The organism is Nocardia sp. NPDC087230 (assembly GCF_044744725.1).
GTDB lineage: Bacteria > Actinomycetota > Actinomycetes > Mycobacteriales > Mycobacteriaceae > Nocardia > Nocardia canadensis.
Genome location: NZ_JBIUYV010000013.1, coordinates 57,364 through 81,739 on the forward strand (window position 1 = coordinate 57,364; position 24,376 = coordinate 81,739).

The 24,376-nt window shown below is 69.8% G+C and carries 22 protein-coding genes; 17 read left to right on the forward strand and 5 right to left on the reverse strand.

Annotated elements, in window-relative coordinates; all coding sequences use genetic code 11:
• The first annotated feature begins 5 nt into the window (after positions 1-5).
• From ACIO52_RS29400 to ACIO52_RS29415, 4 genes are all read left to right on the forward strand, one after another.
• Entirely contained in the window at positions 6-1,346 is a 1,341-nt protein-coding gene (locus ACIO52_RS29400; RefSeq protein WP_402648422.1) for an LLM class flavin-dependent oxidoreductase, read from the forward strand.
• 106 nt (positions 1,347-1,452) lie between these two features.
• Positions 1,453-2,388 carry a TauD/TfdA dioxygenase family protein gene (locus ACIO52_RS29405; RefSeq protein WP_402648425.1) on the forward strand — a complete coding sequence of 312 codons (936 nt, stop codon included), beginning with the start codon at positions 1,453-1,455 and terminating at the stop codon, positions 2,386-2,388.
• A 60-nt stretch (positions 2,389-2,448) separates the two neighbouring features.
• A complete protein-coding gene (locus tag ACIO52_RS29410) occupies positions 2,449-4,038 on the forward strand; it encodes an FAD-binding protein (RefSeq protein ID WP_402648428.1) in 1,590 nt (529 codons plus the stop codon).
• Positions 4,035-4,373, forward strand: a complete 339-nt coding sequence (locus tag ACIO52_RS29415; RefSeq protein WP_402648431.1) for a 4Fe-4S dicluster domain-containing protein — start codon at positions 4,035-4,037, stop codon at positions 4,371-4,373. The genes ACIO52_RS29410 and ACIO52_RS29415 overlap by 4 nt, the downstream gene beginning before the upstream one ends.
• On the opposite strand, the gene ACIO52_RS29420 is transcribed toward ACIO52_RS29415, so the two are convergent.
• On the reverse strand, positions 4,363-5,079 hold the full coding sequence (locus ACIO52_RS29420; protein ID WP_402648434.1) for a hypothetical protein: 717 nt from the start codon (positions 5,077-5,079) through the stop codon (positions 4,363-4,365). The two genes, ACIO52_RS29415 and ACIO52_RS29420, sit on opposite strands and share 11 nt — an antisense overlap.
• Positions 5,080-5,339: 260 nt before the next feature.
• On the opposite strand from ACIO52_RS29420, the gene ACIO52_RS29425 reads away from it, so the two are divergent.
• Positions 5,340-5,681, forward strand: a complete 342-nt coding sequence (locus ACIO52_RS29425) for a hypothetical protein (RefSeq protein ID WP_218719991.1) — start codon at positions 5,340-5,342, stop codon at positions 5,679-5,681.
• 21 nt (positions 5,682-5,702) lie between these two features.
• Here the strand turns inward: ACIO52_RS29425 and ACIO52_RS29430 are convergent, their stop codons facing one another.
• From ACIO52_RS29430 to ACIO52_RS29440, 3 genes are all read right to left on the reverse strand, one after another.
• Positions 5,703-6,689: a PucR family transcriptional regulator gene (locus ACIO52_RS29430; protein WP_402648437.1), complete on the reverse strand. Its 987-nt coding sequence runs from the start codon at positions 6,687-6,689 to the stop codon at positions 5,703-5,705.
• 96 nt (positions 6,690-6,785) lie between these two features.
• Positions 6,786-7,157 carry a nuclear transport factor 2 family protein gene (locus ACIO52_RS29435; RefSeq protein ID WP_218719989.1) on the reverse strand — a complete coding sequence of 124 codons (372 nt, stop codon included), beginning with the start codon at positions 7,155-7,157 and terminating at the stop codon, positions 6,786-6,788.
• A gap of 69 nt (positions 7,158-7,226) precedes the next feature.
• Positions 7,227-7,796: a hypothetical protein gene (locus tag ACIO52_RS29440; protein WP_316574700.1), complete on the reverse strand. Its 570-nt coding sequence runs from the start codon at positions 7,794-7,796 to the stop codon at positions 7,227-7,229.
• Between the two features lie 627 nt (positions 7,797-8,423).
• On the opposite strand from ACIO52_RS29440, the gene ACIO52_RS29445 reads away from it, so the two are divergent.
• From ACIO52_RS29445 to ACIO52_RS29490, 10 genes are all read left to right on the forward strand, one after another.
• A complete protein-coding gene (locus tag ACIO52_RS29445) occupies positions 8,424-8,957 on the forward strand; it encodes a hypothetical protein (RefSeq protein ID WP_218719987.1) in 534 nt (177 codons plus the stop codon).
• Positions 8,958-8,973: 16 nt separating this feature from the next.
• A complete protein-coding gene (locus tag ACIO52_RS29450) occupies positions 8,974-10,578 on the forward strand; it encodes an MFS transporter (protein ID WP_402648441.1) in 1,605 nt (534 codons plus the stop codon).
• Between the two features lie 363 nt (positions 10,579-10,941).
• On the forward strand, positions 10,942-11,274 hold the full coding sequence (locus ACIO52_RS29455) for an acetyltransferase (RefSeq protein WP_255588246.1): 333 nt from the start codon (positions 10,942-10,944) through the stop codon (positions 11,272-11,274).
• Positions 11,275-11,326: 52 nt separating this feature from the next.
• Positions 11,327-12,646 (forward strand): diacylglycerol/lipid kinase family protein, encoded by a 1,320-nt coding sequence (locus ACIO52_RS29460; protein WP_402648444.1) that lies wholly within the window; start codon positions 11,327-11,329, stop codon positions 12,644-12,646.
• Positions 12,647-13,075: 429 nt separating this feature from the next.
• A complete protein-coding gene (locus tag ACIO52_RS29465) occupies positions 13,076-14,497 on the forward strand; it encodes a condensation domain-containing protein (RefSeq protein ID WP_402648447.1) in 1,422 nt (473 codons plus the stop codon).
• A 4-nt stretch (positions 14,498-14,501) separates the two neighbouring features.
• The gene (locus tag ACIO52_RS29470; RefSeq protein WP_316574697.1) at positions 14,502-15,887 is read left to right on the forward strand and encodes a nucleotide disphospho-sugar-binding domain-containing protein; all 1,386 of its coding nucleotides are present in this window, start codon (positions 14,502-14,504) and stop codon (positions 15,885-15,887) included.
• Entirely contained in the window at positions 15,884-16,831 is a 948-nt protein-coding gene (locus ACIO52_RS29475) for an ATP-binding cassette domain-containing protein (protein ID WP_218719980.1), read from the forward strand. The genes ACIO52_RS29470 and ACIO52_RS29475 overlap by 4 nt, the downstream gene beginning before the upstream one ends.
• A gap of 20 nt (positions 16,832-16,851) precedes the next feature.
• Positions 16,852-17,688 (forward strand): ABC transporter permease, encoded by an 837-nt coding sequence (locus tag ACIO52_RS29480; protein ID WP_316574695.1) that lies wholly within the window; start codon positions 16,852-16,854, stop codon positions 17,686-17,688.
• 11 nt (positions 17,689-17,699) lie between these two features.
• Positions 17,700-19,067, forward strand: coding sequence for a hypothetical protein (locus ACIO52_RS29485; RefSeq protein ID WP_402648452.1), 1,368 nt, complete (start codon positions 17,700-17,702; stop codon positions 19,065-19,067).
• A 270-nt stretch (positions 19,068-19,337) separates the two neighbouring features.
• Positions 19,338-19,865 (forward strand): SMI1/KNR4 family protein, encoded by a 528-nt coding sequence (locus ACIO52_RS29490; protein WP_402648454.1) that lies wholly within the window; start codon positions 19,338-19,340, stop codon positions 19,863-19,865.
• A gap of 133 nt (positions 19,866-19,998) precedes the next feature.
• Here the strand turns inward: ACIO52_RS29490 and ACIO52_RS29495 are convergent, their stop codons facing one another.
• The gene (locus ACIO52_RS29495) at positions 19,999-22,176 is read right to left on the reverse strand and encodes a malate synthase G (RefSeq protein ID WP_402648457.1); all 2,178 of its coding nucleotides are present in this window, start codon (positions 22,174-22,176) and stop codon (positions 19,999-20,001) included.
• A 245-nt stretch (positions 22,177-22,421) separates the two neighbouring features.
• On the opposite strand from ACIO52_RS29495, the gene ACIO52_RS29500 reads away from it, so the two are divergent.
• Together ACIO52_RS29500 and ACIO52_RS29505 are read left to right on the forward strand one after the other, a co-directional pair.
• Entirely contained in the window at positions 22,422-23,081 is a 660-nt protein-coding gene (locus tag ACIO52_RS29500; RefSeq protein ID WP_402648459.1) for a TetR/AcrR family transcriptional regulator, read from the forward strand.
• Positions 23,082-23,083: 2 nt separating this feature from the next.
• Positions 23,084-24,373 carry an acyl-CoA dehydrogenase family protein gene (locus ACIO52_RS29505; RefSeq protein ID WP_402648462.1) on the forward strand — a complete coding sequence of 430 codons (1,290 nt, stop codon included), beginning with the start codon at positions 23,084-23,086 and terminating at the stop codon, positions 24,371-24,373.
• Positions 24,374-24,376 lie beyond the last annotated feature (3 nt).

Consider the following 24,376-nt stretch of genomic DNA (forward strand, 5'->3'; position numbering starts at 1 on the left):
ACCCCATGTCCCGCAAGACCTTCCACCTCAACGCCTTCCTGATGGGCGTCGGCCATCACGAGGCGGCCTGGCGCCACCCGCGCACCGACGCGCACCGGGTCCTCGACGTGCGCCACTTCCAGGAGCTGGCCCGCATCGCCGAGCGCGGCAAGCTCGACTCGGTGTTCTTCGCCGACACCCTGGCCGTGGGCCCGCGCATCGAACGCAACACCCTCGCGGTGTTCGAACCGGTGACGCTGCTGTCGGCCATCGCGACGGCCACCGAACGGATCGGCCTGATCGCCACCGCCTCCACCAGCTACAACGAGCCGTTCAACCTCGCTCGCACGTTCGCCTCGCTCGATCACATCAGCGCGGGCCGGGCGGGCTGGAACATCGTCACCTCCGGCAGTGTCGACGAGGCCCACAACTTCGGCCTCGACGCGATTCCCGAGCACGCGCGCCGCTACGAACGGGCCGAGGAGTTCGTCGACGTGGCCCTGGCCCTGTGGGACAGCTGGGAGTCCGAGGCGATCGTGCTCGACACCGAGGCGGGCGTGTTCGCCGATCCCTCCCGGGTGCACACCCTCGACTACGCCGGTGAGCGGTTCCGGGTGCGTGGTCCGCTCAATTCGCCGCGCGGGCCGCAGGGCAGGCCGCTGCTGGTGCAGGCCGGATCCTCGGAGTCCGGCAAGGAGTTCGCGGCGCACCGGGCCGAGGCGGTGTTCACCGCGCAGCGCACCCTCGAGGAGGGTGTGCGCTTCTACCGCGACCTCAAGAGCAGACTCGCCGAATACGGGCGCGCCGACCACGAGCTGAAGGTGCTGCCCGGTCTGGTGCCGTTCATCGCCGACACCGTCGAGGAGGCGAAGGCACTCGAGCAGGAGTTCACCGACCTCATCTCGCCCGATTACGCGCTGCGCCAGCTCTCGTCCATGCTCGGTGTCGACCTCACCGCGCACGCGCTGGACGCGCCGCTGCCCCCGCTGCCGGCAGAAAGCGAGATCGAGGGCGGCAAGAGCCGCTTCACGCTGGTCAAGGAACTGGCCGAGACCGAGGATCTCACCGTGCGTCAGCTCATCGGCAAGCTGGGCGGCGGCCGCGGGCACCGCACCTTCGCCGGCACTGCCGAACAGGTCGCCGACGAACTGCAGACCTGGTTCGAGGCGGGCGCCGCCGACGGCTTCAACATCATGCCGCCGTATCTGCCCGGCGGCCTGGCCGACTTCGTCGACCGGGTGGTGCCGATCCTGCAGGAGCGCGGCCTGTTCCGGGCCGACTACGACTCCACCACGCTGCGCGGCCACTACGGCCTCGATCCGGTGGAAAGCCAGTTCGCCCAGCGGGATTCGCGGGTCAGCGCCTGATGCGGACCCGACGCCTCGACATCGATCTCATGCGGGTGGTGAGCAGTTCCTGTCCGGGCCGCTGAGCACACCGCCCCCAGCCCGGCATCCCCGAAGGACCGAGAACATGACCACCATCGAAACCCCCCGCACCGCCACCGCACTCGAGATCACCCCGGTCGCCGGGCACATCGGCGCCGAGGTCGCGGGCATCGACTTGCGCACCGAGCTCACCGACGGCCAGGTCGCCGAGCTCACCGCCGCCCTGCACCGGCACAAGGTGCTGTTCTTCCGCGATCAGCAGATCGGCCACACCGAGCAGATCGCCTTCTCCCGCCGCTTCGGCGCCGTCACCCCGTCACACCCCTACGACGACGACGCGCCCACCGAGCACCCGGAGATCCTGGCCGTCGACAGCCGCCTCTACCAGAAGCGCTTCGGCCGCAAGAAGTTCAGCTACACCAACCAGTGGCACACCGATGTCTCCCCGCTGATCAACCCGCCCGCGGCCTCGATCCTGCGCGCCGAGATCGCCCCCGAACGCGGTGGTGACACCCAGTGGACCAACCTGGCCGCCGCCTACGCCGGGCTGCCGGAGTCGCTGCGCACCTTCCTCGACGGACTGCGCGCCGAGCACCGCTTCGGCGGCCGGATCCCGCCGTGGGAGGCCGACAGCGACTACGCCCGCAAGATCGCGGCCGCACCGCTGGTCACCGAGCACCCGGTGGTCCGGGTACACCCGGTGACCGGCGAGCGGGTGCTGTTCGTGAACCCCGGCTTCACCACCCGGATCATCGGTCTGACCCCGCCGCAGAGCGATGCCCTGTTGCAGCTGCTCTTCGACGAGATCTCGCACCCCGCCTACACCGTCCGGTTCCGGTGGGAGAAGGGCAGCATCGCGTTCTGGGACAACCGCGCCACCGCGCACCTGGCCCCGAGCGATCTGGACCATCTCGATGTCACCCGGGTGCTCTACCGCACCACCCTCGAGGGCGACGTCCCGGTCGGCGTCGACGGCACGGCCTCGCGCTCGGTGGCCGGCGAGAAATTCACCGGCGCCTGATTTCCCTTCCGGTGCCCGGCCCCCGGCCGGGCACCGGTCTTCTCGACAGGAGAACGATCCATGAGCGAAACCTGGCACACCAGCACCGATGTCCTGGTGATCGGCGGCGGTCCCGCCGCGTCCTGGGCGGCGATCCACGCCAGGGAGGCGGGCGCGGAGGTGATCTTGGTCGACAAGGGCTACTGCGGCACCAGCGGCGCCACCGCGCCGTCGGGCACCGGGGTGTGGTACGTCGCGCCCGAGGCCACGGCCCGCGCGAGCGCGAAAGCGTCCCGTGAGGCGCTGGGCGGGCACCTCGCCGACCACTACTGGATGGACCGCGTCCTCGACCAGACCTACACGAACATGAACCGGCTCGCCGTCGAGGGCCGCTATCCCTTCCCCGTCGATCCGGCGACCGGCGAGCAGTTGCGCACCGGCGTGCAGGGCCCGGAGTACATGCGCCGGATGCGTGCCTGGCTGCAGCGGATCGGGGTGCGGATCCACGATCACTCCCCCGCCCTGGAACTGCTCGTCGACGACACCGGCGCGGTCCGCGGCGCGGCCGGTCATCAGCGTCAGCTCGATCGGGACTACCGGATCACCGCGGGCGCGGTGGTGCTGGCTTCCGGCGGGTGCGCCTTCCTGTCCGGGGCGCTGGGCACCAATGTCGACACCGGCGACGGCGCGTTGCTGGCGGCCGAGGTGGGCGCCCGGTTCTCGGGTATGGAGTTCTCCAACGCCTACGCGATCGTGCCCAAGGGCTCGACCATCACCAAGACCGCCTACTACGGCTACGCCACCTTCTTCGGCGAGGACGGCCGGGTGCTCGCCGACGCCGGGTCCACCAAGGGCCGGTCGGTGATCGCGCGAACCCTGGTACAGGAGAAGGTGTTCGCCCAGCTCGATCGGGCCGACGCCACCGTGCAGGCACAGATGCGGCTCGGGCAGCCGAACTTCTTCCTGCAGTTCGACCGCCGCGGGATCGACCCGTTCACCCAGCGTTTCGAGATCGATCTGCTCGCCGAGGGCACCGTGCGCGGCACCGGTGGCATCGACGTCGTCGACGACGACTGCGCCACCACGATTCCCGGTCTCTACGCCGCCGGCGACGCCGCGACCAGGGAGCGGATCTGCGGCGGCTTCACCGGCGGCGGCAGCCACAACGCGGCCTGGGCGATGTCGTCGGGCAGTTGGGCGGGCGCGGGCGCCGCGCGCTATGCCCGTACGGCGCGGGTGGGCGGCGAGGTCGAGGGTGCGGGCCGGGTCGGCCTGCGGCCCACCGGTTCCGGCACGCTCACCGCCGACGAGGTGGTCGCGGCCGCCAAGGCCGAGCTGATCCCGTTCGAGAAGAACTACCTGCGCCACGGCGACCGGTTGCGGCCCGCGCTCGCCCGCCTCGACGAGCTGTGGACCGCTGCCGCCGACGGCCTGACGGGCACCACCGGCGACGAACGGGTCAGGGCGCGCCAGGCCGCGGCGCTCACCGCGGTCGGCAGGCTGATGTACCGATCGACATTGTCGCGCACCGAGACCCGGGGCATGAGCAAGCGGGCCGATCATCCCGGCCTCGACCCGGCGCAGCACCATCATGTGGTCTCCGGCGGCCTCGACGCGCCGTGGACCGGCACCGCCGACGCGCGCAACTCCGGGCTGGCGGTGGCGTCGTGATCGAATTGCTGCGCGCGCAGGATTGCATCGGCTGCGACAAATGCGTGCTCGCCTGCCCCACCAATGTGTTCGACCGCACCGACGAGGGCATCCCGGTCATCGCGAGGCAATCGGACTGCCAGACCTGCTTCATGTGCGAGGCGTACTGCCCCACCGACGCGCTCTACGTGTCCCCGGAGTCGACCGCGCTCCCGCGCGAGGCGACGCTGCCGACCGAGCACATCGGCCGGTACCGCGAGAAGCTCGGCTGGGGCAAGGGCCGGACCGCGGGTGCCCGCGTCGCGGTGGGTCCGCGCCTGCCGCACGGCACGCCACCGCCGCGGCTCATCCCCTGAGCAGGTCCGCCGGTCGTCGTAACGCGCCGAAGAGCGGATCGTCGTAGACGGTGGGTTCGACGACCGGATCGGGCACCCGCAGCAGGTCGGCGGTGCTCACCTCGGTCCAGTCGTATCGCTGGTTCTCACACAGCAATTCGACCAGCGACACCGACGACACGGTGTCGTCGAGGCCGAAGTCGGCGAAGCCGTCCTCGGCGAGCACCGCGCGAATGTGCTCGACCGAGGTCGGCCGGGTCGCGTACGCCAGGGCGAGGAAGGGCCGCAGCGGCTCACCGAACTCGGGGACCCGCTCCCGAATCCACACCTCGGTCAGCGCGCGGGTGAGGTCCTCGCGGACCTCGAGCAGATCGGCGGGCAGCTCGATCGGCAGACGGATCGAGTCGGCGGCAACCACGGGAGCGCCGAAGGTGAGCTGGAACGGAGCGCGCTCGGCGAGCGCGGCGCGCGAACCGGCGACCAGCGCCGCGAGATGCACTCCCTTGACCCCGTCGACGAAGCCGATGCCCTGGACCCCGATCCGCAGGCGGCCGGCGTCGACGGGTTCGAAGCCGGGCAGCCTGGTCAGGGTCGGCGCGAAGATCTCCACCAGCTTGTCGGCGACGGGCTGGGTCGGCGTGACCTGCCAGTCGTAGAAGGACCGTCCCGGTGTCCACCCCGGCCGCCACCACCAGCGGCTGGCAACCGTCATCTCGCTCGCGCTCATCGACCCACCTCCCGATCTCGGCCGCTCGCCCCAGCGACTACCCGGTTGACCGGCACGTCTGTCCGCGAACAACAGATTCGGCCAGTTCACCCCGACGTACCGGACACGATCGGCAACCCGTCTGCGATGCCAGTTACCTGTCAGCGACGGTATTACCCGGCGAGGTCGACCCGCAACACGGCGAGACCGTTCCGTTGCACCTTCGATCCCGAGTCCACGCTTTGGACCGCGGCCTGTCGGCGCGCACTACACTGGCCCTCATGCCAGTTCGTCGGCTGATCACGCTGTGCGCGTTCGCCCTCCTGTTGCCCTTCGCCGCCACCGCTTGCACCATGACGGGGCCCGGCACCACCTCCGAATGCAATGTCGGCGGGTGCACGGTGACCTTCGAACGCGGCGTGAGCGCCAAGGCGTCGGTGCTCGGGATCGATGCCGAACTGGTCGCCGTGAACGGCGACATGGTGACGCTGAGCATCGGCGGTCAGCAGCTGACGGTGCCGGTCGGGCAGTCGCAGGCGGCCAACGGCATGGACGTCCGGGTCAGCGAGGTCACCCAGGACAAGGTCGTCGTCGTGCTGTCGACCGGTCTGAACCAGAACTGACGTGCGGCGAAAGCCGCTGCGCTACACCGGTTCCGCACTGCGGTAGCTGCGCGCGACCAGCGCCGACCGCAAGCGCCACAGCCCGTGGCTGCGGGTCGCGTCGCAGCCGGTCAGCCGGGCGATGCGCTTGAGCCGGAAATCGACGGTGTTGGGATGCACGTGCAGGGCGCGCGCGGTGCGCTGCCGGTTCACGTCGTGCGCGATGTGGCACTGCAGGGTGGCGAACAGTTCGGGGTGCTCGTCGAGCGGATCCAGCAGGGCCGCAAGGAAATCCCGCCCGGGGCCGGGCCTGGTCAGCTGGTATTCCAGCGCCAGGTCGGCGAAGTGGTGCAGCCGGCCGTCGACGCCGAGCCGCTGCACCATATCGAGCAGACTGTGCGTCCGGTCCGCCCAGGTCGGCAACGCGTCACTGGGGCAGTGCGCGACCGCCGCGGTGATCGGCACTCCCGCGGCGTGGGTCAGCGCGGCGAAGAGCGGCTCGAGTTCGTCGGCGTCGACATCGCCGGGAATCAGCGCGGTGCCGCCGTCGCCGGTCAGCAGCGACAGCGCGGTGCCGTCGGACCAGCGGAACAATTCGGCGCGCATCTGTTCGAGCCTGCGCCTGGCCTGCGCGCGGTCGGGACGCACCCGGCCCGCGGACTCCGGATGGTCGGCAACGGCCAGCGCGAGGACCCAGTAGTGCGACGCGATCTCGACCCCGCAGCGCCGCGCCATGGTCGCGGTCGCGCTGCCGTCGAGCAGGGCCGCCGTGATCGCGTGCACCGCGCTGTGGTGTTCGCGCAGCACCGCGTAGCGCAGCACCGTCTCCAGAGAGACGCCCTGGCGCACCCACGCGGCGACGACGTCCTCGATCTCGGCGGCGCCCACCGTGTCCTCGGCCTCGGTGAACGCGGCGACCAGGCGTTGCACCCGGCCCGCGTCGTCTCCGTGCGCGGCGATCGGCATCGTCGTGCGCCACTCGCCGTCGGAGCCCGACGCCCGCGCGAGGACGGAATTCGACCTCGTCATGTACAGGCCTCCTCGATGTTCTGGTCCCGACCCGAGCACCACGCTACGGAGAAGACGGTGCCGCCGATGTCCAACATTCTGGACACCGCCGACCGCTCAGCCGAGCACGTTCGGCTGGTCCAGGATCCAGCGCCAGCTACCGTCCGGCTGCCTGCGTGCGACCTCGACCGTGGCCCCGGTTCCGCCGGGCAGCCGCGACGAGGTGAGCGCGAGATCGCCCGCGCGTAATGCGGGCGCCTGCGCGCCGAGCTGAAACACCGGCCGATCCGCGATCAGGCGCGCGTAGGCGGCTCTGATCTCGGCGATGCCGGTCGCCACCACGCCGTCCGGCAGGGCGAGCACCGCCTCGGATTCATACAATTCGACCAGGCCGTCCACGTCACCGGCATTCAGCCGTTCGACCACCAGCCGGCTCAGATCCTCCGGACGCCGCGCTCGTTCGCGCACACCGTCGACACTGTCGGTCATCGTCACCCTCCTCGACATGGGCTGTGCGCCAACGGTAACGCCGGGGTCCGACAGAACCGGACGACCGTCTCAGTGCTCGTCGTGCAGGTCGACGGAGTAGCGGTACCAGTTCCCGTCGAACGGGATGTAGACGGGCTGGTAGGTGGCGGGGGCGTGGACCGGCGGCCGCGCACCGTCGGGAAAGTAGGCCAGGCCCCCGAGCGAGTCCCCGATCCGGAACAGGCAGCCGCCGTCGCTCGCGGCGACCGAGTGCACCCGGACGACACCGATCCAGCCTGCCCGGGTCTCGTCGCACCCCGCGCGGGCCACCTCCGTCACCGCCGATTCCGACAGCCACCACGCCACCCGATCCGGAATCCCGGCCACGGCGGCGCCGATGCCGGCCGACACCACCAGCGGCGCGACCAGCACCGTGCCGTAGCGCCGGTAGCGCGCGCACCCGATCGGCGCGCACACCATCCACAGCACCCCGGCGACCAGCAGCGCGAGCCCGCCGCCGACCGTGACCAACAGGTCGAACTCGGTGGCGTCGTTCAGGACGAGGACGCCGATCGCTCCGGCCGCCAGCACGATCGACGTGCGCATCGCCAGCACCCAGCGCCGGGGCGCCGGCGCGGCCTCGGTGTCCACGGTCGTCATGGGCCCACCCTACAAACGCACCGGCCGGAAACGGCGAAACCCCTGAAGGCCCGGGGCTTTCAGGGGTTTCGCGCGCACAGATCACACCGTCACAGCGGCGGGAATCCCGCCGAGCCGGTCGCCATCCAGTTCCAGAATCCGGCGGCACGGTTGACCAGCAGGGCAATGACGTCGAGAGCAGTGCTTCCCATCAAGCTTCCTCACATTCGGATGAACGATTCGCTTGCCCACCATAGCAACTCGTGACCGCCGATCACGAGGCGATCTCGAAGCACTGGAGCATTACCAGCCGGACCGCGCGCGCATTCGTTTCGCCGACAACGCGATCGCCGTTTCAGCAGGTGAGGGCGTCGACGGAGCGAAATCGGCGCGGGCAGCGAGTTCCGCGCATACCGGGTGCGCCGGCCGATCAATTTCCGGCCGGGCCGCAATTTCCGCGGGTGGCGGGCCACGAATTCTCGCCGTCGACATATTCGCCGCACGTGGCGCGGCGCGCACCGACGCCGCGCCACGGCGGCGCCGGAGGGCGAACCTCCTCGCGGCCGTGGCGAACCGCGAATACAGTACACAGGAAGCAAACCTTTCCGACGTGAGACCGGTAGCGCCCGACGAACACGGTGAGGACAGATGGACGGCACCACCCACGAGCTGTTGCACAGGCCCCTGTTCTCCCGGGTCCCCCTCGATCAGCGCAATGCGGCCAGTCGCATCAGCGCCTATATCTACGGCAACGTGCTGATCCTCGCCGCCTTGATCCCGGTCGCGCCGTCCACCGAGGACGTCGGCATCCTGGTCGTCCTCGGGACCGCGGTGTCGACGTTCATCGCGCATTCGTTCGCCGAGAGCGTCGGGCAATCGGTGCGGCAGGGCATGGCGATGCCCGCCGCGCAACGCTGGGCGAACCTGCGCGATTCGCTGCCCATCCTCACCTCGGCGGTGCTGCCGTGCGCGATTCTCGCGGCCGCGGCCTTCGGGTGGCTGCAACCACGCACCGCGCAGATCCTGGCGGAGGTCGCGATGCTGGTACGCATCGCGGGCATCGTGTTCGTCATCCGGCGGCTGCAAGGCCGGCGCCCCGACCGATCGGCACTGACCGGAGCGGTCGTGCTGGGCTGCGTCGCCACCACCGTGGTGGCGGTCAAAGTCATCCTGACCCACTGATCGCGAGGAGGACCGGATGTCGGCGACACCGGTGAAGTCCAGTTCGCTCGTCCTGCTCGTGCTGGCGGCGGGCCAGTTCCTGATGACCCTCGACAGTTCGGTGATGAACGTGTCGATGGCCACCGTCGCCCAAGACCTCGACACCACGATCACCGGCATCCAGACCGCCATCACGCTCTACACCCTGGTCATGGCCTCGCTGATGATCACCGGCGGCAAAGTGGGCGCCATCGTCGGCAGACGCCGGGTGTTCGGGATCGGCCTGGTGATCTACGGCATCGGCTCGTTCGTCACCGGCTTGGCGCCCAATCTGGCCGTCCTGCTGCTGGGCTGGTCGCTGCTGGAAGGCATCGGCGCGGCCCTGATCATGCCCGCGATCGTCTCCCTGGTCGCGGGTAACTTCGCGCCCGATCGACGACCGGCGGCCTACGGGATGGTGGCGGCGGCGGGTGCGATCGCGGTCGCCGTCGGCCCGCTGCTCGGTGGCGCGGTGACGACATTCGCGTCGTGGCGCTACGTCTTCTTCGGCGAGGTGGTCATCGTGGTGGCGATCCTGCTGGTGCTGCGCCGCGTCGAGGACGCGCCCGCCGAGCGGGTCCGCCTCGACCTGATCGGCTCGGCGCTGTCGGTCGTCGGGCTCGGCGCGATCGTGTTCGGCGTGCTGCGGTCGAGCGAATGGGGCTGGGTGCGGCCGGAATCCGGCGCCCCGGCACTGTTCGGATTGTCGGCGGTGATCTGGCTGTTGCTGGGCGGCTTGTTCACCCTGTACCTGTTCCTGCGCTGGCAGGCGTATCTGGTGGACCACGACCGGGATCCGCTCGTCGATCCGGCGCTGCTGCGGAACCGTCAGCTCGTGGGCGGGTCGAGCATGTTCTTCGCGCAGTTCGCCGTGCAGGCCGGGGCGTTCTTCACGGTGCCGCTGTTCCTGTCGGTGGTGCTCGAGCTCAGCGCGGTCGAGACCGGAGTGCGTATTCTGCCGCTGTCGGTCGCGCTGGTGCTGACCGCGGTGGGCATCCCCAAGTTCCGTCCTCATGCCAACCCGCGCCGGGTGGTCCGGCTGGGCCTGGGCGTGATCATCGTCGGGGTGCTGATGCTCGCGGCGGGCATGGATCCCGGCGCCAACGCGGCGGTGGTGTCGATCCCGATGTTGCTGATGGGGCTGGGTCTGGGCGCGCTGGCCTCGCAGCTCGGTGCGGTCACGGTCTCGGCCGTGCCCGATTCACGCACCTCCGAGGTCGGCGGGATCCAGAACACCGCGACCCAGCTCGGCGCCTCGCTGGGGACCGCGCTGATCGGGTCGGTCCTGATCGCCACGCTGACGTCCTCGGTGGTCGCCGGAATCGAGCAGAACCCGGACGTGCCGGTCGCCGTGCAACAGCAGGCCACCACCGATCTGGCTTCAGGGGTGCCGTTCCTGTCGGACCAGCAGCTCTCCGACGCCCTCGACGAGGCCGGGGTCGACGCCACCACCGCCGCCGCCGTGCAGTCGGTCAACGCCGACGCCCGCCTCGAGGCCCTGCAGGTCGCGTTCGCGGTGACCGCGCTGATCGCGGTCCTGGCGCTGTTCGGCACCGGCCTGCTGCCCCGTCGGTCCGCCTCGGGAATCACCCGTTCCGGGTGAGGTCGGCGCCGGGCCCGCCTGGTTGGCTGGAACAGGCCGACCGCAGGGTCCCGAGGCGAGGAGCGCTCGTGAACGCGTACCCCCCATCTACCGACTGATTCCGTGCCTGCCCGATTCCTTGTTCGGAGGATGCTATTTCGGTAAAATCAGAACGTTCTTCGACCGAATATCACCCGCTCGCCGACCTCGTCACCGGACTGTCGGCAGAATTGTCGGCGATCCTGTTCGCGACGGGCTGGCGTCCCTCCGCACAGCGAGGAGTCGAGCATGACCAGCAATACCTCAGCGCATCGCGCACCACCCGAAGCAGAACCCTTTCAGCGACAAGCCGTCGCGGAAGGAATATCCATCACGGCCGCGTGCATGCTTCTCATCCTGGCGGCGGTCTCGATCCTGCAGGGCATTTCCGCGCTGCTGGAAGACGAAATATATGTGGCCGGAATCGACTACGTGTACGAGTTCGATACGACCACCTGGGGTTGGGTCCATGTGGTCCTCGGAGCGCTGGCGCTGATCGTCGGCGTCGGCCTGGTCCTGGGCGCCACCTGGGGCCGGTACAGCGCGCTCGGTGTCGCCGGGCTGGTGATCGTCGCGAACTTCCTTTCCCTGCCCTACTACCCGGCCTGGTCGTTCATCATCATCGCCCTCAGCGTGGTGATCATCTGGGCGATCGCCACCTGGAAACCACAGCCCTGAGTCCGCCCGTGCGACGGACGACATGCCGGCCCGCGCCACGGCGGGCCGGGCGATGACCACCGACTCCGGACGGCGGATCCGGACCTGGTCGGCCCGGGCCGCCTTCGTGTTCGCGGCCCTGACGGCGGTGATCCCGGTGCTGTTCGCCGGGGTCGTGGGGACCCTCGGTGTGCTGATCATCGGCACCGGGGGCGTGGTCGTCACGATGGCCGCGCTGTACTGGTTCCTGACCAGGTACGGAGTGCTGCGCTGGGTGTCGCTGGCGATCGCGGTGCTCTCGCCGATCTTCGTCGTCGTGGTGTTCGTGCGCGCCCGGCTGCTGTGGGTGGTGTTGCTCGCCGTCGCGGCAGCCCTGCTGGCGGTGGTCTGCGCGCGCATCGCGCTGCGCGCCGGAACACCACCCGCCACCGCGCCGGGCCGGTCGGCCCCGCGCGCCCAGCACCCGTTCCTGATCATGAATCCACGGTCCGGCGGCGGGAAGGTCGAGAAGTTCGACCTGCGTCGCCGCGCCGAGGAACTGGGTGCGGAAGTAGCGATGCTCGAGGGCCACGTCGATGTCGAGGCGCTGGCCAGACAGGCCGTCGCGCGGGGCGCGGATCTGCTCGGGGTGGCGGGCGGTGACGGAACCCAGGCCCTGGTGGCAGGCGTCGCGGCCGAGCACGATCTGCCGTTCCTGGTGATCAGCGCGGGGACCCGCAATCACTTCGCGATGGACCTCGGCCTGGATCGCGACGATCCTGCCGCCGGGCTCGACGCGCTCCGCGACGGCGTGGAGCTGCGCGTGGACCTGGGCCGGATCAACGGACTGCCGTTCGTCAACAACGCCTCGTTCGGCGTCTACGCCGAGATCGTGCGCAGTCCCGCCTACCGCGACGACAAGACCGCGACGGTCCTGCGTCTGCTGCCCGACCTGCTCGCCGGCCACACCGGCCACCAGCTCGTCGCCCGAATCGACGGCACCACGGTCGTCGGACCGCAGGCGATCCTGGTGAGCAACAACCCCTACGGCACCAGCGATCTCGCCGGCCTGAACCGCCGCGACCGCCTCGATCGCGGCATGCTCGGTGCGGTCACCGTCTCGGTCGCCAACACTCGCGACGCGGTCGGCCTGCTCCGCCGCACCCGCAGCCGCGGGCTCACCCAGCACACCACCGCGCGGGTCGACGTCGACACCGACGCCCCGCAGCTCCCGGTCGGTGTCGACGGCGAATCCCGCCGCCTCGACACGCCGGTGCGCTGCGTCATCGAACCGGGCGCGCTGCGCGTATGGGTGCCGCGCGACCGGCCGGGAACACCGCCCGCACGGCCCACGATCGATTGGGTCCGGCTGCGCGAGTTGGCCATTCGCGGCGACATCGCGGCATCGCGCTGAGCACAGCCCATCGATTCCGGCATTTCACTCGCTGCCACACCGCACCGGGTGAACGGCCGGGAAACAGCACCGGACAACGGGCTACCCGGGCTGTGATGACGCCGACACCGCGCACCGACCACGGCTGAACAAAAGTGTCGACGGACACCGATGTGCACCGATATTTCCATCCGAAATATTCTGTGCGACAGCCGCAATCCACCGAACCCTCAGCACCAACCGCTGGCAGAAGAGTTTTGTTCAGCAAAACCGTGATCGCCGTCACAGGCATGAATTCCACCGCTCCGGCTATACCATCAGATCCGCCGAGGCTTCCCGGGAATTACCGCCGTCGAAGATCCAGAGCATCAGTGGTGACACATCGACGTGCCCCTTTTCGAATCCGTCTTCCGCCGTTCCGGCATGTATTCGTCACGAGGTGAACCGGTCATGGAATACACCCACCTGTCCGAATTCGAGATCCGCCCCGGCACGTTGTCGCTCTGGACGCCGGAACTGCCCGCGAACGCCTGGCACCCCGACGACCGTCCGCTCACCAGCGTGCACGCCGGCTACTGCGCGAGCGTCGACCCCGCCGACCCGCGACCGGGCCGTGGCCGCTGGATCGGCACCGTCTTCGAGATGGACGCCCCGCTCGATCGCGCCGCCTGGGCCGAGACGCTGCGCCGCTGGCATGCCCGGCACGAGGGGCTGCGCACCACGGTGCGCCCCGACCCCGCGGGCGAACCCGGCAGGCTCCTCGCGCCCGCCACCGCGGTCGGCATCGTCGAACAGCAGGTCGACGGACTCACCGACGGGACGAGTATCAACGAATTCCTTTGCGGCGCACTGGAACTGCGGCTGTCCCCGCTGGTTTGGCCGCATCTGCTGGCCGCGACCGTAGAGCATGCCGCGACCGCGGACTTCACCGTGCTGGTGGGCGCCGATCACTCGGTGATGGACGCCTACTCCCAGGCCATCCTCATCCTGGAGCTGCGCACCCTCTACCGCGAGGTGCTGGCGGGCGAGCGGGCGCGCGAATCGGCCACGTTCGGCAGTCCCGCCGACTTCGCGGTGGTCGAGCGGGCGGCCGCCGCCGACCTCGACGCCGCGTCGCCCGCGGTGGCGACCTGGCGGGAGTTCCTCGCCGGCGGCGACGGCACCATGCCACAGTTCGCCCCGCACACGCACCGGCCCGTGGCCGCCGGCCTCGCGCAGCCGAGTGTGTCGCGGCGGGTGCTCGAGCTCGACCAGCTCGAACAGATCGAAGCGGTGCTCGACCAGGTGCGGCACCGGATGTCGGTGGCGGTGTTCGCCGCGCTGGCCGTGGCCCACCAGCGCCGGTTCGGCACGGAACGTCTGCGCACGGTGATGCCGATCGCGACCCGGCCCGACCTGCGCTGGCTGGAAGCGATGGGCTGGTTCGTCAATGTCGTCCCGGTCGACATCCGGGTGGAGTCCGGCGCGGGGATGGCCGCGGCGCTGGAGAGCACCCGCGCCGCGTTGCGCCGGTCGCGAACCGCCAACGACGCGTCCTGGTCGCGCGTGCTGGACATCCTCGGCGTGCGCGAGACGCCCCGGTTCGGTGTGTCCTTCCTCGACATCCGGGTGCTGCCCGGCTACGAGCTCGTCGCCGACCTGCGCGGACGGACCCTGCGGGCGGAGTCGTACTCCACCGACGAGGTGTTCCTGTGGGTCGTGCGGGCCGCCGACGGCCTCTACGTGTCCACCCGGTATCCCGCGGGGCTGCCCGCCGAGGTGATGGACGATTTCCTCACCGCCTTCGGCGCGGTGCTGACGGAGGTCACCGCGGCGGTCCACCTCGACGCACCCGCGCCCGTCGCGGCGCCGGTCGTCGCGCAGGCGGTATGAGCCGATGCGGGCCCTGTTGGCATTCACCGGCAGCCGCGGCGATGCCCAGCCCGGCATCCTGCTGGCGCGCTCCCTGATCGCCCGGGGACACGAGGTGACCCTCGCGCTGGCCCCCAACCTCGTCGGGTTCGCGACCGAACACGGCGTCCCCGCGGTCCCCTTCGGGTGTGACAGCGCCGTGCTGCTGCACGCCCAGCGCACCGACCGCCGATTCAAGGCCCGCAATCCGTGGTCACGACTGCGCGCCGTGCTCGACCTGCAGCGTCGCGGGGTGCCGGACATGGTCGCCGACCTGCGCGAGCTGGTGCCCGGCCATGATGCGGTGGTGGCCGGGATGGCGGGCGAGGAGGCCGCCGCCGCGGTGGCGCACGAGGCGGGGCTGCCGTTCGCGGCGATGCACTTCTTCCCGATCCAGGCCAATGCCGTCGTCCCGGTGGTTCCGGCGCGCTGGGCGCAGCGACTCCCGGGTGTCGTGCACCGCTGGGGGTGGTCGGCGCTCGCCTTCGCCAGGGCCGCCGCGCTGGCTCCGGTGCTGCCCACGGGCGAACCGCCGACCAGGGTGCGTATCCAGGCGTACGACCCCACGCTGTTCCCCGGTCTGCGCGACGAACTGCCCGGGCCGTTCACCGGCTTTCCGGTCGACGTCGACGGTGCCCGCACCACGCCGAGGGATTCCGATCGTCACCGGCGGCCGCGCGGCGCGCATCCCGAGGCCGGGCCGCTCGGTCCCCGGGACGACGTGCGGTGCGGCGCCTCGACGGATCCGGCGCTGCCGTCGAGCGCGACCGCCACGGCTTCCGCCGGTTTCCGCTCCCGCACCGATGCCCAGGCAGCGGTTCGCCGGTGGCTGGCGGCCGGTTCCGCACCCGTCTACGTGGGCTTCGGCTCGATGGATGTCGGGGATCCCGTCGAGTTCGTCGCCATGCTGCGTGAGGTCTGCGCGCGTCGCGGGCGCCGACTGTTGCTGGCCTCGGGCTGGGCCGCGATCACCCCCGGCATCGATGCCGACGTGGCCGTCGTCGACCAGGTCGACCACACAGAGGTGCTGCCGCACTGTGTGGCGGTGGTGCACCACGGCGGCGCGGGAACCACCGCGGCCGCGTTGAGAGCCGGTGTGCCGCAGGTGATCTGCTCGGTCCAGGCCGACCAGCCCTACTGGGGACGAGCGCTGCAACGACGCGGCCTGGCGGCGACCACCCCGGCGCGCACGCTCACCGGCGCGCGGCTCGACTCGCTGCTCGACCGGATCTCGACCCCCGAGGTCCGCCGCCGGGCCGCCGACTACGCCGCCGCCTTCACCACCGACGGTGTCGAGCGTGCCGCCGACATCGTCGCGGCGCTGGCCCCGGTCGCGCCCGAACTCATCGACGCCCCAGGGAGACTCCCATGAACCCCGATATCGCCATCCGGATCACCGGACTCGGCAAGTCCTACGGCGACTTCACCGCCGTGGGCGCGGTCGACCTCACCGTCGCGGCGGGCACCGTCTTCGCCCTGCTCGGCCCCAACGGCGCGGGCAAGACCACCACCGTGCGCATGCTCGCGACCCTGGTGCGGCCCGATCGCGGCAGCGCCGAGATCTTCGGCTACGACATCGTGCGCGAGGCCACCGCGGTGCGCTCGATGATCGGGCTCACCGGCCAATACGCCTCCGTCGACGAAACCCTCACCGCGGGTGAGAATCTGCGCCTGTTCGGCCGCCTGCTCGGTCTCTCCCGGCGCGCGGCCGCCGCCCGCAGCACCGAACTGCTCGCGGAGTTCGAGCTGAGCGCGGTCACCGATCGCCCGGTCGGCCAGTTCTCCGGCGGCATGCGGCGGCGCCTGGATCTGGCCGCGACGCTGATCACCGATCCCCCGCTGATCTTCCTCGACGAACCCACCACCGGCCTGGACCCGCACACCCGCGACCGCATGTGGGGCATCATCCGCAAGCTCGTCGCCCGCGGCGCGACCGTGCTGCTCACCACCCAGTACCTCGAGGAAGCCGACGCACTGGCCGACCGGATCGCGGTGATCGACCGCGGCGCCATCGTCGCCGAGGGCACCGCCGCCGAGCTCAAGTCCTCCATCGGCGAACAGGTGCTGCGCCTGGAACTCGCCGATGTGGCCCAGTCCGGGCACGCCGAGGCCATCGTCGCCGACCTCACCGGCGAGGTGCCGGAGGGCTCCTCGGCCGGCGTCCTGACCGTCGCGCTCGCCGACGCGGGCACCGCCGCCGACATCGTCGCCGCCTGCCGGGCCGCGGGCATCGCACTGCGCGGCTTCGCCGTCGACCGACCCGACCTGAACGAGGTCTTCCTCGCTCTCACCGGCACGGCTCGCGCCGCCGCCTGATCACGGAAGCCGAGACCATCATGACCGTCACCACCGCCGAGATCGCCGTCGAGACCACCACGCCCGCGACGATCGCTCGCCGCCCCCGCGTCACGCACGTGAGCCTGCGCGCCGCGCTGTTCCAGTCCCTGCTGATGGCCTGGCGCGGGCTGCTCACCTTCCGGCACAGCCCACAGCTGCTCTACGACGCCCTTCTGCTGCCCATCGTCGGGCCGCTGCTGTTCGGCAGCATCTTCGGCACCGCCATCGCCGGCAGCATGACGGCCTACCTGCCGATCCTGATCCCGGGCGTACTGGTGCAGATTGTGCTGACGTCGTCGGTCGCCACCGGGGTGCAGCTGTCCGAGGACATCCGCTCGGGAGTCTTCGACCGGTTCGTCGCCATGCCGATCGCGCGGTCGGCCCCGGTCGCCGGCGCGCTGCTGGCCGGGGCAACCCGCTATGTGATCGCTGCGACCACGGTGGTGATCGTCGGGTTCGCCATGGGCTACCGACCGGCGCATCCGATCGGCTTCGTCGCCGGCGCGGTGCTGGTCGTGCTGGCGACCACCGCGATCAGCTGGCTGTTCGCGTTCATCGGGGTCACCGTGTCGCGGCCCGCCGCCGTGCAGGGCATGTCGATGCTGGTACTGACCTTCCTGAGTTTCGCCTCGAACGCGCTGGTGCCCGAGGAGTCCATGCCCACCTGGCTCGGCTACGTCTCCGACTACAACCCCGTGTCGTATCTGGTGTCGGCGGTCCGCGCGCTCGCCGAGAACGGCGCGATCGGCGCCGATGCCTGCTGGTCGGTCGTCGCCTCGCTCGTCGTCGTCGCCGTCTTCGCGCCCCTGACCGTCCGCACCCTGCGTGCCCGCTGAGAGGAGCCACCATGACGCTCACCGCTCCCGCGATCGCTCCCGTGGCCGCCGTCAATCGGCTCACCGCCGACGACGACCTGTTCCTCAAACTGCACAGCCTCTACGGCAACGCACTGGTCAACCAGCTCGCGTGGCGGTTCGACGAGCCGCTGAGCCGGGACCTGCTCGACCGCTTCCACGCCCACCTCGCCCAGGGCTTCCTGGCCCGCCGGGTCCAGGGCACCCGGGTGCCCTTCGCCCGGCCGTACTGGGTGCCCGCCACCGCCTCGATCCCGCTGGGGTGGGACACGGTGCCGGTCGCCGAGGACGAGGTGCTGGACTGGTACTTCGCGCAGAGCCGGGTGGAGTTCGACCCCGGCACCGGTCTGGTGTGGCGATTGTCGGCCGCGCCGACCACCACGGGCGGGACCCTGGTGTCGCTGGTGACCTCGCACGTGGCCTCCGACGGCGGCGCGGTGCTGTTCGCCGTCGGCGATGCGCTGGCCCGCCTGGCGGAGGAACCCGACCGGACCGTGAGTTCCGGGGCGCTGGTCGGCCGGGCACCGCGAAACGCGCTCGGCGCGAACGTCTCCGATGCGCTGCATCAGCTGCGAGCGGTGGCGAAGGGCATCCGGGCCGCGATCGCGGCCCGGGCTGTCACCGAGCCCGACCGCACGCCCCGACCCGCGCAACCCCTGCTGCCGCTGCCGCGGCGATGGTCCCCCGCCGACGTCGTCGTGCAGCTGTCGCTGGACCAGTGGAACTCCGTCGCCGCAACACATTCCGGCACGACCAACGGACTGCTGATCGCCCTCGGCGCGGGCCTGCTCGGGCGCAGCGGACGTGTCGGCGACGCCGCCGACATCCGCGTCGACATTCCGCATTCGATGCGTACCGCCGACGACCCGCGCGCCAATGCCACCACCGGCCTGCCGATCTCGGTCCGCTACCGCACCACCGACCGCGTCGACCTCGCCGCGGTCCGCACGGCGGTCAAACAGGCGGCGACCGCCTACCGCGACCCGGCGACCACCCCGGCCCTGCAACACCTGCAACCCCTCCAGATGATCCTGCCGCGTTTCGTCCTGCGCCATTTCGCCCGGACCGCCACCGCACCGGAATGCCTGTGCACCAACCTCGGCGACACCGCCCAAGGCGTCGCCGATTTCGCCGGCCACCACGCCTCGGCCGTCCTCATGCGCCCGGTCGTCTGCACGAACGATCCCGCCATGTTCCGCCGCGTGGAAGTCGGTGTGAACCTCTCCTTCTGCACCGACGGCCACACCGTCACCCTCGCCGTCACCGGCGCCGACCCGGACCGCTTCCCCACCCGCGCCGCCCTCCGCACCCTCCTCACCACCGAATTCGACTTCTGGGGCCTCACACCGCACTACTGGTGAGGGTCCCAGTCGTGTCACCGATCGTTGTCCCAGAGGTGGTTTCCGCAATTGTGCCCTCGCACAGGTCGAAGTCGACGTCATCGACCGGCTGCGTTGCGAGCGATTCGCTCGACGCGCAGCACGCTTCGTTCGCGAGTAGCTACTTCTGAACAGCGGAAACCAGAGCACCGAGGCGGTGCGATACGCCAACTGGCCCGCCCCCGATAGATTGTTGCCCTTCCGGCGCCACCATCGCTAGCCTCGATTCTGTTGTCTTCGATGGGGGGTCGCGTGTCACGTGAGATCGATACGCCCAGGAACACCAGCAGCCGTGACATGGAATCGTTCGGTCGCGACCTGATAGAGTCCGGATTCGCAACGAGCGACTCGATCATCGGGTGTGACTCAGCAGAGATCGCACAGGTCTATTCTCTTGCGCCCGAAGGCTTCCCGATCCCCGATGAGTATCACGCTTTTCTCGCGCAGATGGGAAAGCAGGCCGGCACACTCTTCCGGGGAACCGACCTGTTCTTTCCGCGAATGCTGGATGCCCGAGAGGCCGCCGAAGAAATCTCCGGCGAGGGACCGACACTGGAGAACCACTTCTTCTTCGGCCACCATCAAGGCTATAAAGTCTATTTCTTCCGACGCGGATCCGGTGCAGTCTATCTCTACAACGAGTGTGCCCCTGAGGATCACAAGCTTGCCGACGGTTTCATCGAATTCCTTCGGCAGTCCTGGCGTATCCAGCAGAAGATTCGCGAATCCACCGAAGCGATGCGCGCAAGGAGAACCCGGATTCAGCGTGCCGTGAACTGACGCCGAGCATCGCCCGCTCGTCGTCTCCAACGTTCATGTCCAGTGACGGCAGTGGCCCCGCGCCGGATCTCTCCGACGCGGGGCCACAAGCGAAAAGCACTGCTATGAGCTACTTTTCATGCACTCGGCAGCACTACTTCTGCGCAGCCTTGAACTCGCGGCGGCGGCGGTGCAGGATCGGCTCGGTGTAGCCGTTGGGCTGCTTGGTGCCCTCGAGCACCAGTTCCTTGGCGGCCTGGAAGGCGATCGAGGCGTCGAAGTCCGGCGCCATCGGGCGGTAGGCCTTGTCGCCGGCGTTCTGGCGGTCGACGACCGGCGCCATGCGCTCGAGGCTGGCGATCACGTCGGCCTCGGTGACGATGCCGTGGCGCAGCCAGTTGGCGACCAGCTGGCTCGAGATGCGCAGGGTGGCACGGTCTTCCATCAGGCCGATGTCGTTGATGTCGGGCACCTTCGAGCAGCCGACACCGTGATCGATCCAGCGGACGACGTAGCCCAGGATGCCCTGGGAGTTGTTGTCCAGCTCCTGACGCTTCTCCTCGTCGGACCAGTCGGTGGACTGGGCCAGCGGGATCTCCAGGATCTGGTCGACGGTGGCACGCGGGCCGCCCTTGGCGATCTCGGACTGCCGCTTGAACACGTCCACCTGGTGGTAGTGGGTGGCGTGCAGGGTGGCGGCGGTCGGCGAGGGGACCCACGCGGTGTTGGCGCCGGCCTTGGGGTGGCCGATCTTCTGCTCGAGCATGCCCGCCATCAGGTCGGGCATGGCCCACATGCCCTTGCCGATCTGCGCCTTGCCGGGCAGACCCTTGGCCAGACCGGTGTCGACGTTCCAGTCCTCGTAGGAGGTGATCCAGGTCTGGGTCTTCATCTCGGCCTTGCGGACCATCGGCCCGGCCTCCATGGAGGTGTGGATCTCGTCGCCGGTGCGGTCCAGGAAGCCGGTGTTGATGAACACCACGCGCTCCTTGGCGGCCTCGATCGACGCGGCGAGGTTGACCGTGGTGCGGCGCTCCTCGTCCATGATCCCGACCTTGAGGGTGTTGCGGGTCAGGCCGAGGACGTCCTCGATCCGGCCGAACAGCTCGTTGGTGAACGCGGCCTCGTCGGGACCGTGCATCTTCGGCTTCACGATGTAGACCGAGCCGGTGCGGGTGTTGGACAGCCGAGCGGAGCCGTTGAGCGAGTGCACGGCGATCAGCGAGGTGATCAGGCCGTCCATGATGCCCTCGGGCACCTCGTTGCCCTGCGCGTCGATGATCGCGTCGGAGGTCATCAGGTGACCCACGTTGCGCACGAACAGCAGCGAACGGCCGTGCAGCACCAGCTCGGAACCGTCGAGCGCGGTGAACACGCGGTCGGGGTTCATGGTGCGGGTGAAGGTCTTGCCGTTCTTGGTGACCTCTTCGGCCAGGTCGCCCTTCATCAGGCCGAGCCAGTTGCGGTAACAGACGACCTTGTCGTCGGCGTCGACCGCGGCGACCGAGTCCTCGAAGTCCATGATCGTGGTGAGCGCGGACTCGAGCACGATGTCCTTGACGCCGGCGGTGTCGGTCGAGCCGATCGGCGAGTTCGCGTCGATCTGGATCTCGATGTGCAGGCCGTTGTGCTTGAGCAGCACCGAGGTCGGGGCCTCGGGGTCGCCCAGGTAGCCGACGAGCTGCGACGGATCGGCCAGGCCGATGTCGGTGCCGTCTTCCAGGCCGACCTCGAGCTCGCCGTCGACGATCTTGTAGTACGACGAACCGATGTGCGAGCCGGTGATCAGGGTGACGGCGTCGTCGAGGAAGTTGCGGCCCCACTCGATGACCTTGTCGCCGCGCACGCGGTTGTAGCCGGTGCCCTTCTCGGCGCCGTTGGCCTCGGAGATGGCGTCGGTGCCGTAGAGCGCGTCGTAGAGCGAGCCCCACCGCGCGTTGGCGGCGTTGATCGCGAAGCGCGCGTTCATCACCGGCACCACGAGCTGCGGGCCCGCGGTGGTGGCGATCTCGGCGTCGACGTTGCCGGTGCCGATCTGGAACGGGGCGGGCTCGGGACGCAGGTAACCGATCTCGGTCAGGAACTGCTTGTAGGCGCCCTTGTCGTAGCCGGCGCCGGGGCTCTCCTGGTGCCAGGCGTCGAGCTTGCCCTGGATCTCGTCGCGTTCGGCCAGCAGGGCGCGGTTGCGCGGGGCGAGGTCGTTGATGACCTGCTCGGCTCCGGCCCAGAACGCGGCGGAATCTACGCCGGTACCGGGGAGCGCCTCGTTCTCGATGAAATCGTGGAGAACGCTGGCCACCTGGAGCCCGCCGACCTGAATCCGCTCTGTCATCTACTGCCTCACTTTTGAGAAAGCCGGGTGGGAAAAGTCGATGTCATGTTACCCGTGGGTAGTGGTGACACCTCGTGTGGGTGGGAACGTCGTGGAACCGCCGTCCATTCCGCCACGCCGAGACGCCGGGGTCGGCGCGTGGGCGTGGCGGCACACCCCTTGATTGTAGGCACCCGGAGAATTAATGTACTGACCGGAACATTTCTCGGCGGCTCGCCCAGGTCGCCGGGTGGAGCGGAGGCACGATGAGCGTCGCGCGAGCAGGCGAACCCGTCGCTCCGGTCCGTCGCCGCGGCCGCCCGCCGGCCGCCGATCGCGGCGCGGCCGACACCCGTGATCGCATCCGCGCCGCCGCGCTGGAGCTGTTCGCCGAGCGCGGCTTCCACGGCACCGGCGTCGCCGAGATCGGCGCCAGGGCCGACGTCCAGCGCGGCGCGCTGTACTACCACATCGGCTCCAAGGAGGAGCTGCTGTGGGAGATCCTCGCCGACTACACCCGTCTGCTGCTCGCCGACGCCGAGCGCCTCGCCGAGGCGAGCACCGACCCGGTCGCGACGCTGCGCCTGCTCATCCGCAGTCATGTGGAGCTGATCGTCACCCATCGCCGCGCGGTCGCCGTACACCTGCGCGATGCCGACGCCCTGACCGGCGACCGCGCGATCGAGTTGCAGCGGTTACGCGACCGCCTCCAGCATCGCTGGCAGGACGTCATCGATGCGGGCTACGCCGCGGGGCGGCTGCGCACCGCCGATCACGTCGTCACCAACGGCCTGCTCGGCATGTTGAACTCGCTCGGGTTCTGGTACCGCGAACGCGGCGCGCACTCCCCCGCCGAGATCGCCGACATCCTCACCGACACCGTCCTGTCCGGGCTCAGCGCCACGGACACCGACCCGAAAGGCTGACCATGGCTTGGGATTTCGAGACCGATCCGGAGTACCAGCGCAAGCTCGACTGGGTCGCGGAGTTCGTCCGCACCGAGGTCGAGCCCCTGGATCTGATCTACCCCAACCCCTACGACCGGACCGATCCGGAGATCCGCGCGCTCATGCGGCCGCTGCAGCAGCGGGTGAAGGACCAGGGATTGTGGGCCTGCCACCTCGGCCCCGAACTGGGCGGTCCCGGCTACGGTCAGCTCGAGCTCGCGCTGCTCAACGAGGTGCTCGGCACGTCGATGTGGGCGCCGCTCGTCTTCGGTTGTCAGGCACCGGATTCCGGCAACACCGAGATCCTGGCACACTTCGGCACCGCGGAGCAGAAGCAGAAGTACCTGCAGCCGTTGCTCGACGGCGAGATCGGCTCCTGTTACGTGATGACCGAGCCCACCGGCGGCTCGGATCCGACGGCGTTTCGCACCACCGCGGTCCGCGACGGGGACGAGTGGGTCATCAACGGCGAGAAGTGGTTCAACTCCTGCGCAGAGTTCGCCACCTTCCACATCGTGATGGTGGTGACCGATCCGGACGCCGAACCGCATCTGCGGCTGTCGATGTTCATCGTCCCGGCCGATGCGCCCGGGCTCGAGCTGGTGCGCAATTTCACCGTGCCCGGCTTCAGCGAACACGAAGGGCACCTGCGGTTCACCGACGTCCGGGTGCCCGCCGATCACCTGCTGGGCGCGGAGGGCGCCGGTTTCGTCGTCGCGCAGACCCGCCTCGGCGGCGGCCGCGTGCACCACGCGATGCGCACGGTCGCGCTGGTCCGCAAGGCGTTCGACATGATGTGCGAGCGCGCGGTGTCGCGCCCGGCCCGCAAGGGCGTGCTCGGCGGCTTCCAGATGACCCAGGAGCGTATCGCCGACAGCTGGATCCAGATGGAGCAGTTCCGCCTGCTCGTACTGCGCACGGCCTGGCGCATCGACCAGGCCCAGGACTATCGCGCGGTCCGCAAGGACATCGCCGCCATCAAGGTGGCGATGCCGACGGTGATGAACGACATCGCCCGCCGCGCACTGCATCTGCACGGCGCGCTCGGTGTCAGCACCGATCTCCCGTTCCTCGACATGACCACCTACGCCGAGGTCATGGCCATCGCCGACGGGCCCACCGAGGTCCACAAGATCACCCTGGCCAAGGAGGTCCTGAAGCAGTACGCGCCCGCGGACCCGGTGTATCCCACCGGTTTCCGCCCGGTGCTGCGCGAGCAGGCCCGCGACCTGGTCGCGCGGCGGCTCGAACGCGAAGTCGGCAACCTCTGATCG

Excerpts from the sequence above, each read along its gene's own strand:
- ACIO52_RS29405 (WP_402648425.1), top strand. The coding sequence starts at position 1,453 with ATGACCACCATCGAAACCCCCCGCACCGCCACCGCACTCGAGATCACC.
- ACIO52_RS29475 (WP_218719980.1), top strand. The coding sequence starts at position 15,884 with ATGAACCCCGATATCGCCATCCGGATCACCGGACTCGGCAAGTCCTAC.
- ACIO52_RS29460 (WP_402648444.1), top strand. The coding sequence starts at position 11,327 with ATGACCACCGACTCCGGACGGCGGATCCGGACCTGGTCGGCCCGGGCC.
- ACIO52_RS29435 (WP_218719989.1), bottom strand. The coding sequence starts at position 7,157 with ATGACCGACAGTGTCGACGGTGTGCGCGAACGAGCGCGGCGTCCGGAG.
- ACIO52_RS29470 (WP_316574697.1), top strand. The coding sequence starts at position 14,502 with ATGCGGGCCCTGTTGGCATTCACCGGCAGCCGCGGCGATGCCCAGCCC.
- ACIO52_RS29485 (WP_402648452.1), top strand. The coding sequence starts at position 17,700 with ATGACGCTCACCGCTCCCGCGATCGCTCCCGTGGCCGCCGTCAATCGG.
- ACIO52_RS29465 (WP_402648447.1), top strand. The coding sequence starts at position 13,076 with ATGGAATACACCCACCTGTCCGAATTCGAGATCCGCCCCGGCACGTTG.
- ACIO52_RS29450 (WP_402648441.1), top strand. The coding sequence starts at position 8,974 with ATGTCGGCGACACCGGTGAAGTCCAGTTCGCTCGTCCTGCTCGTGCTG.
- ACIO52_RS29440 (WP_316574700.1), bottom strand. The coding sequence starts at position 7,796 with ATGACGACCGTGGACACCGAGGCCGCGCCGGCGCCCCGGCGCTGGGTG.
- ACIO52_RS29400 (WP_402648422.1), top strand. The coding sequence starts at position 6 with ATGTCCCGCAAGACCTTCCACCTCAACGCCTTCCTGATGGGCGTCGGC.
- ACIO52_RS29425 (WP_218719991.1), top strand. The coding sequence starts at position 5,340 with ATGCCAGTTCGTCGGCTGATCACGCTGTGCGCGTTCGCCCTCCTGTTG.
- ACIO52_RS29430 (WP_402648437.1), bottom strand. The coding sequence starts at position 6,689 with ATGACGAGGTCGAATTCCGTCCTCGCGCGGGCGTCGGGCTCCGACGGC.
- ACIO52_RS29455 (WP_255588246.1), top strand. The coding sequence starts at position 10,942 with ATGCTTCTCATCCTGGCGGCGGTCTCGATCCTGCAGGGCATTTCCGCG.
- ACIO52_RS29500 (WP_402648459.1), top strand. The coding sequence starts at position 22,422 with ATGAGCGTCGCGCGAGCAGGCGAACCCGTCGCTCCGGTCCGTCGCCGC.
- ACIO52_RS29410 (WP_402648428.1), top strand. The coding sequence starts at position 2,449 with ATGAGCGAAACCTGGCACACCAGCACCGATGTCCTGGTGATCGGCGGC.
- ACIO52_RS29445 (WP_218719987.1), top strand. The coding sequence starts at position 8,424 with ATGGACGGCACCACCCACGAGCTGTTGCACAGGCCCCTGTTCTCCCGG.
- ACIO52_RS29495 (WP_402648457.1), bottom strand. The coding sequence starts at position 22,176 with ATGACAGAGCGGATTCAGGTCGGCGGGCTCCAGGTGGCCAGCGTTCTC.
- ACIO52_RS29420 (WP_402648434.1), bottom strand. The coding sequence starts at position 5,079 with ATGAGCGCGAGCGAGATGACGGTTGCCAGCCGCTGGTGGTGGCGGCCG.
- ACIO52_RS29480 (WP_316574695.1), top strand. The coding sequence starts at position 16,852 with ATGACCGTCACCACCGCCGAGATCGCCGTCGAGACCACCACGCCCGCG.
- ACIO52_RS29505 (WP_402648462.1), top strand. The coding sequence starts at position 23,084 with ATGGCTTGGGATTTCGAGACCGATCCGGAGTACCAGCGCAAGCTCGAC.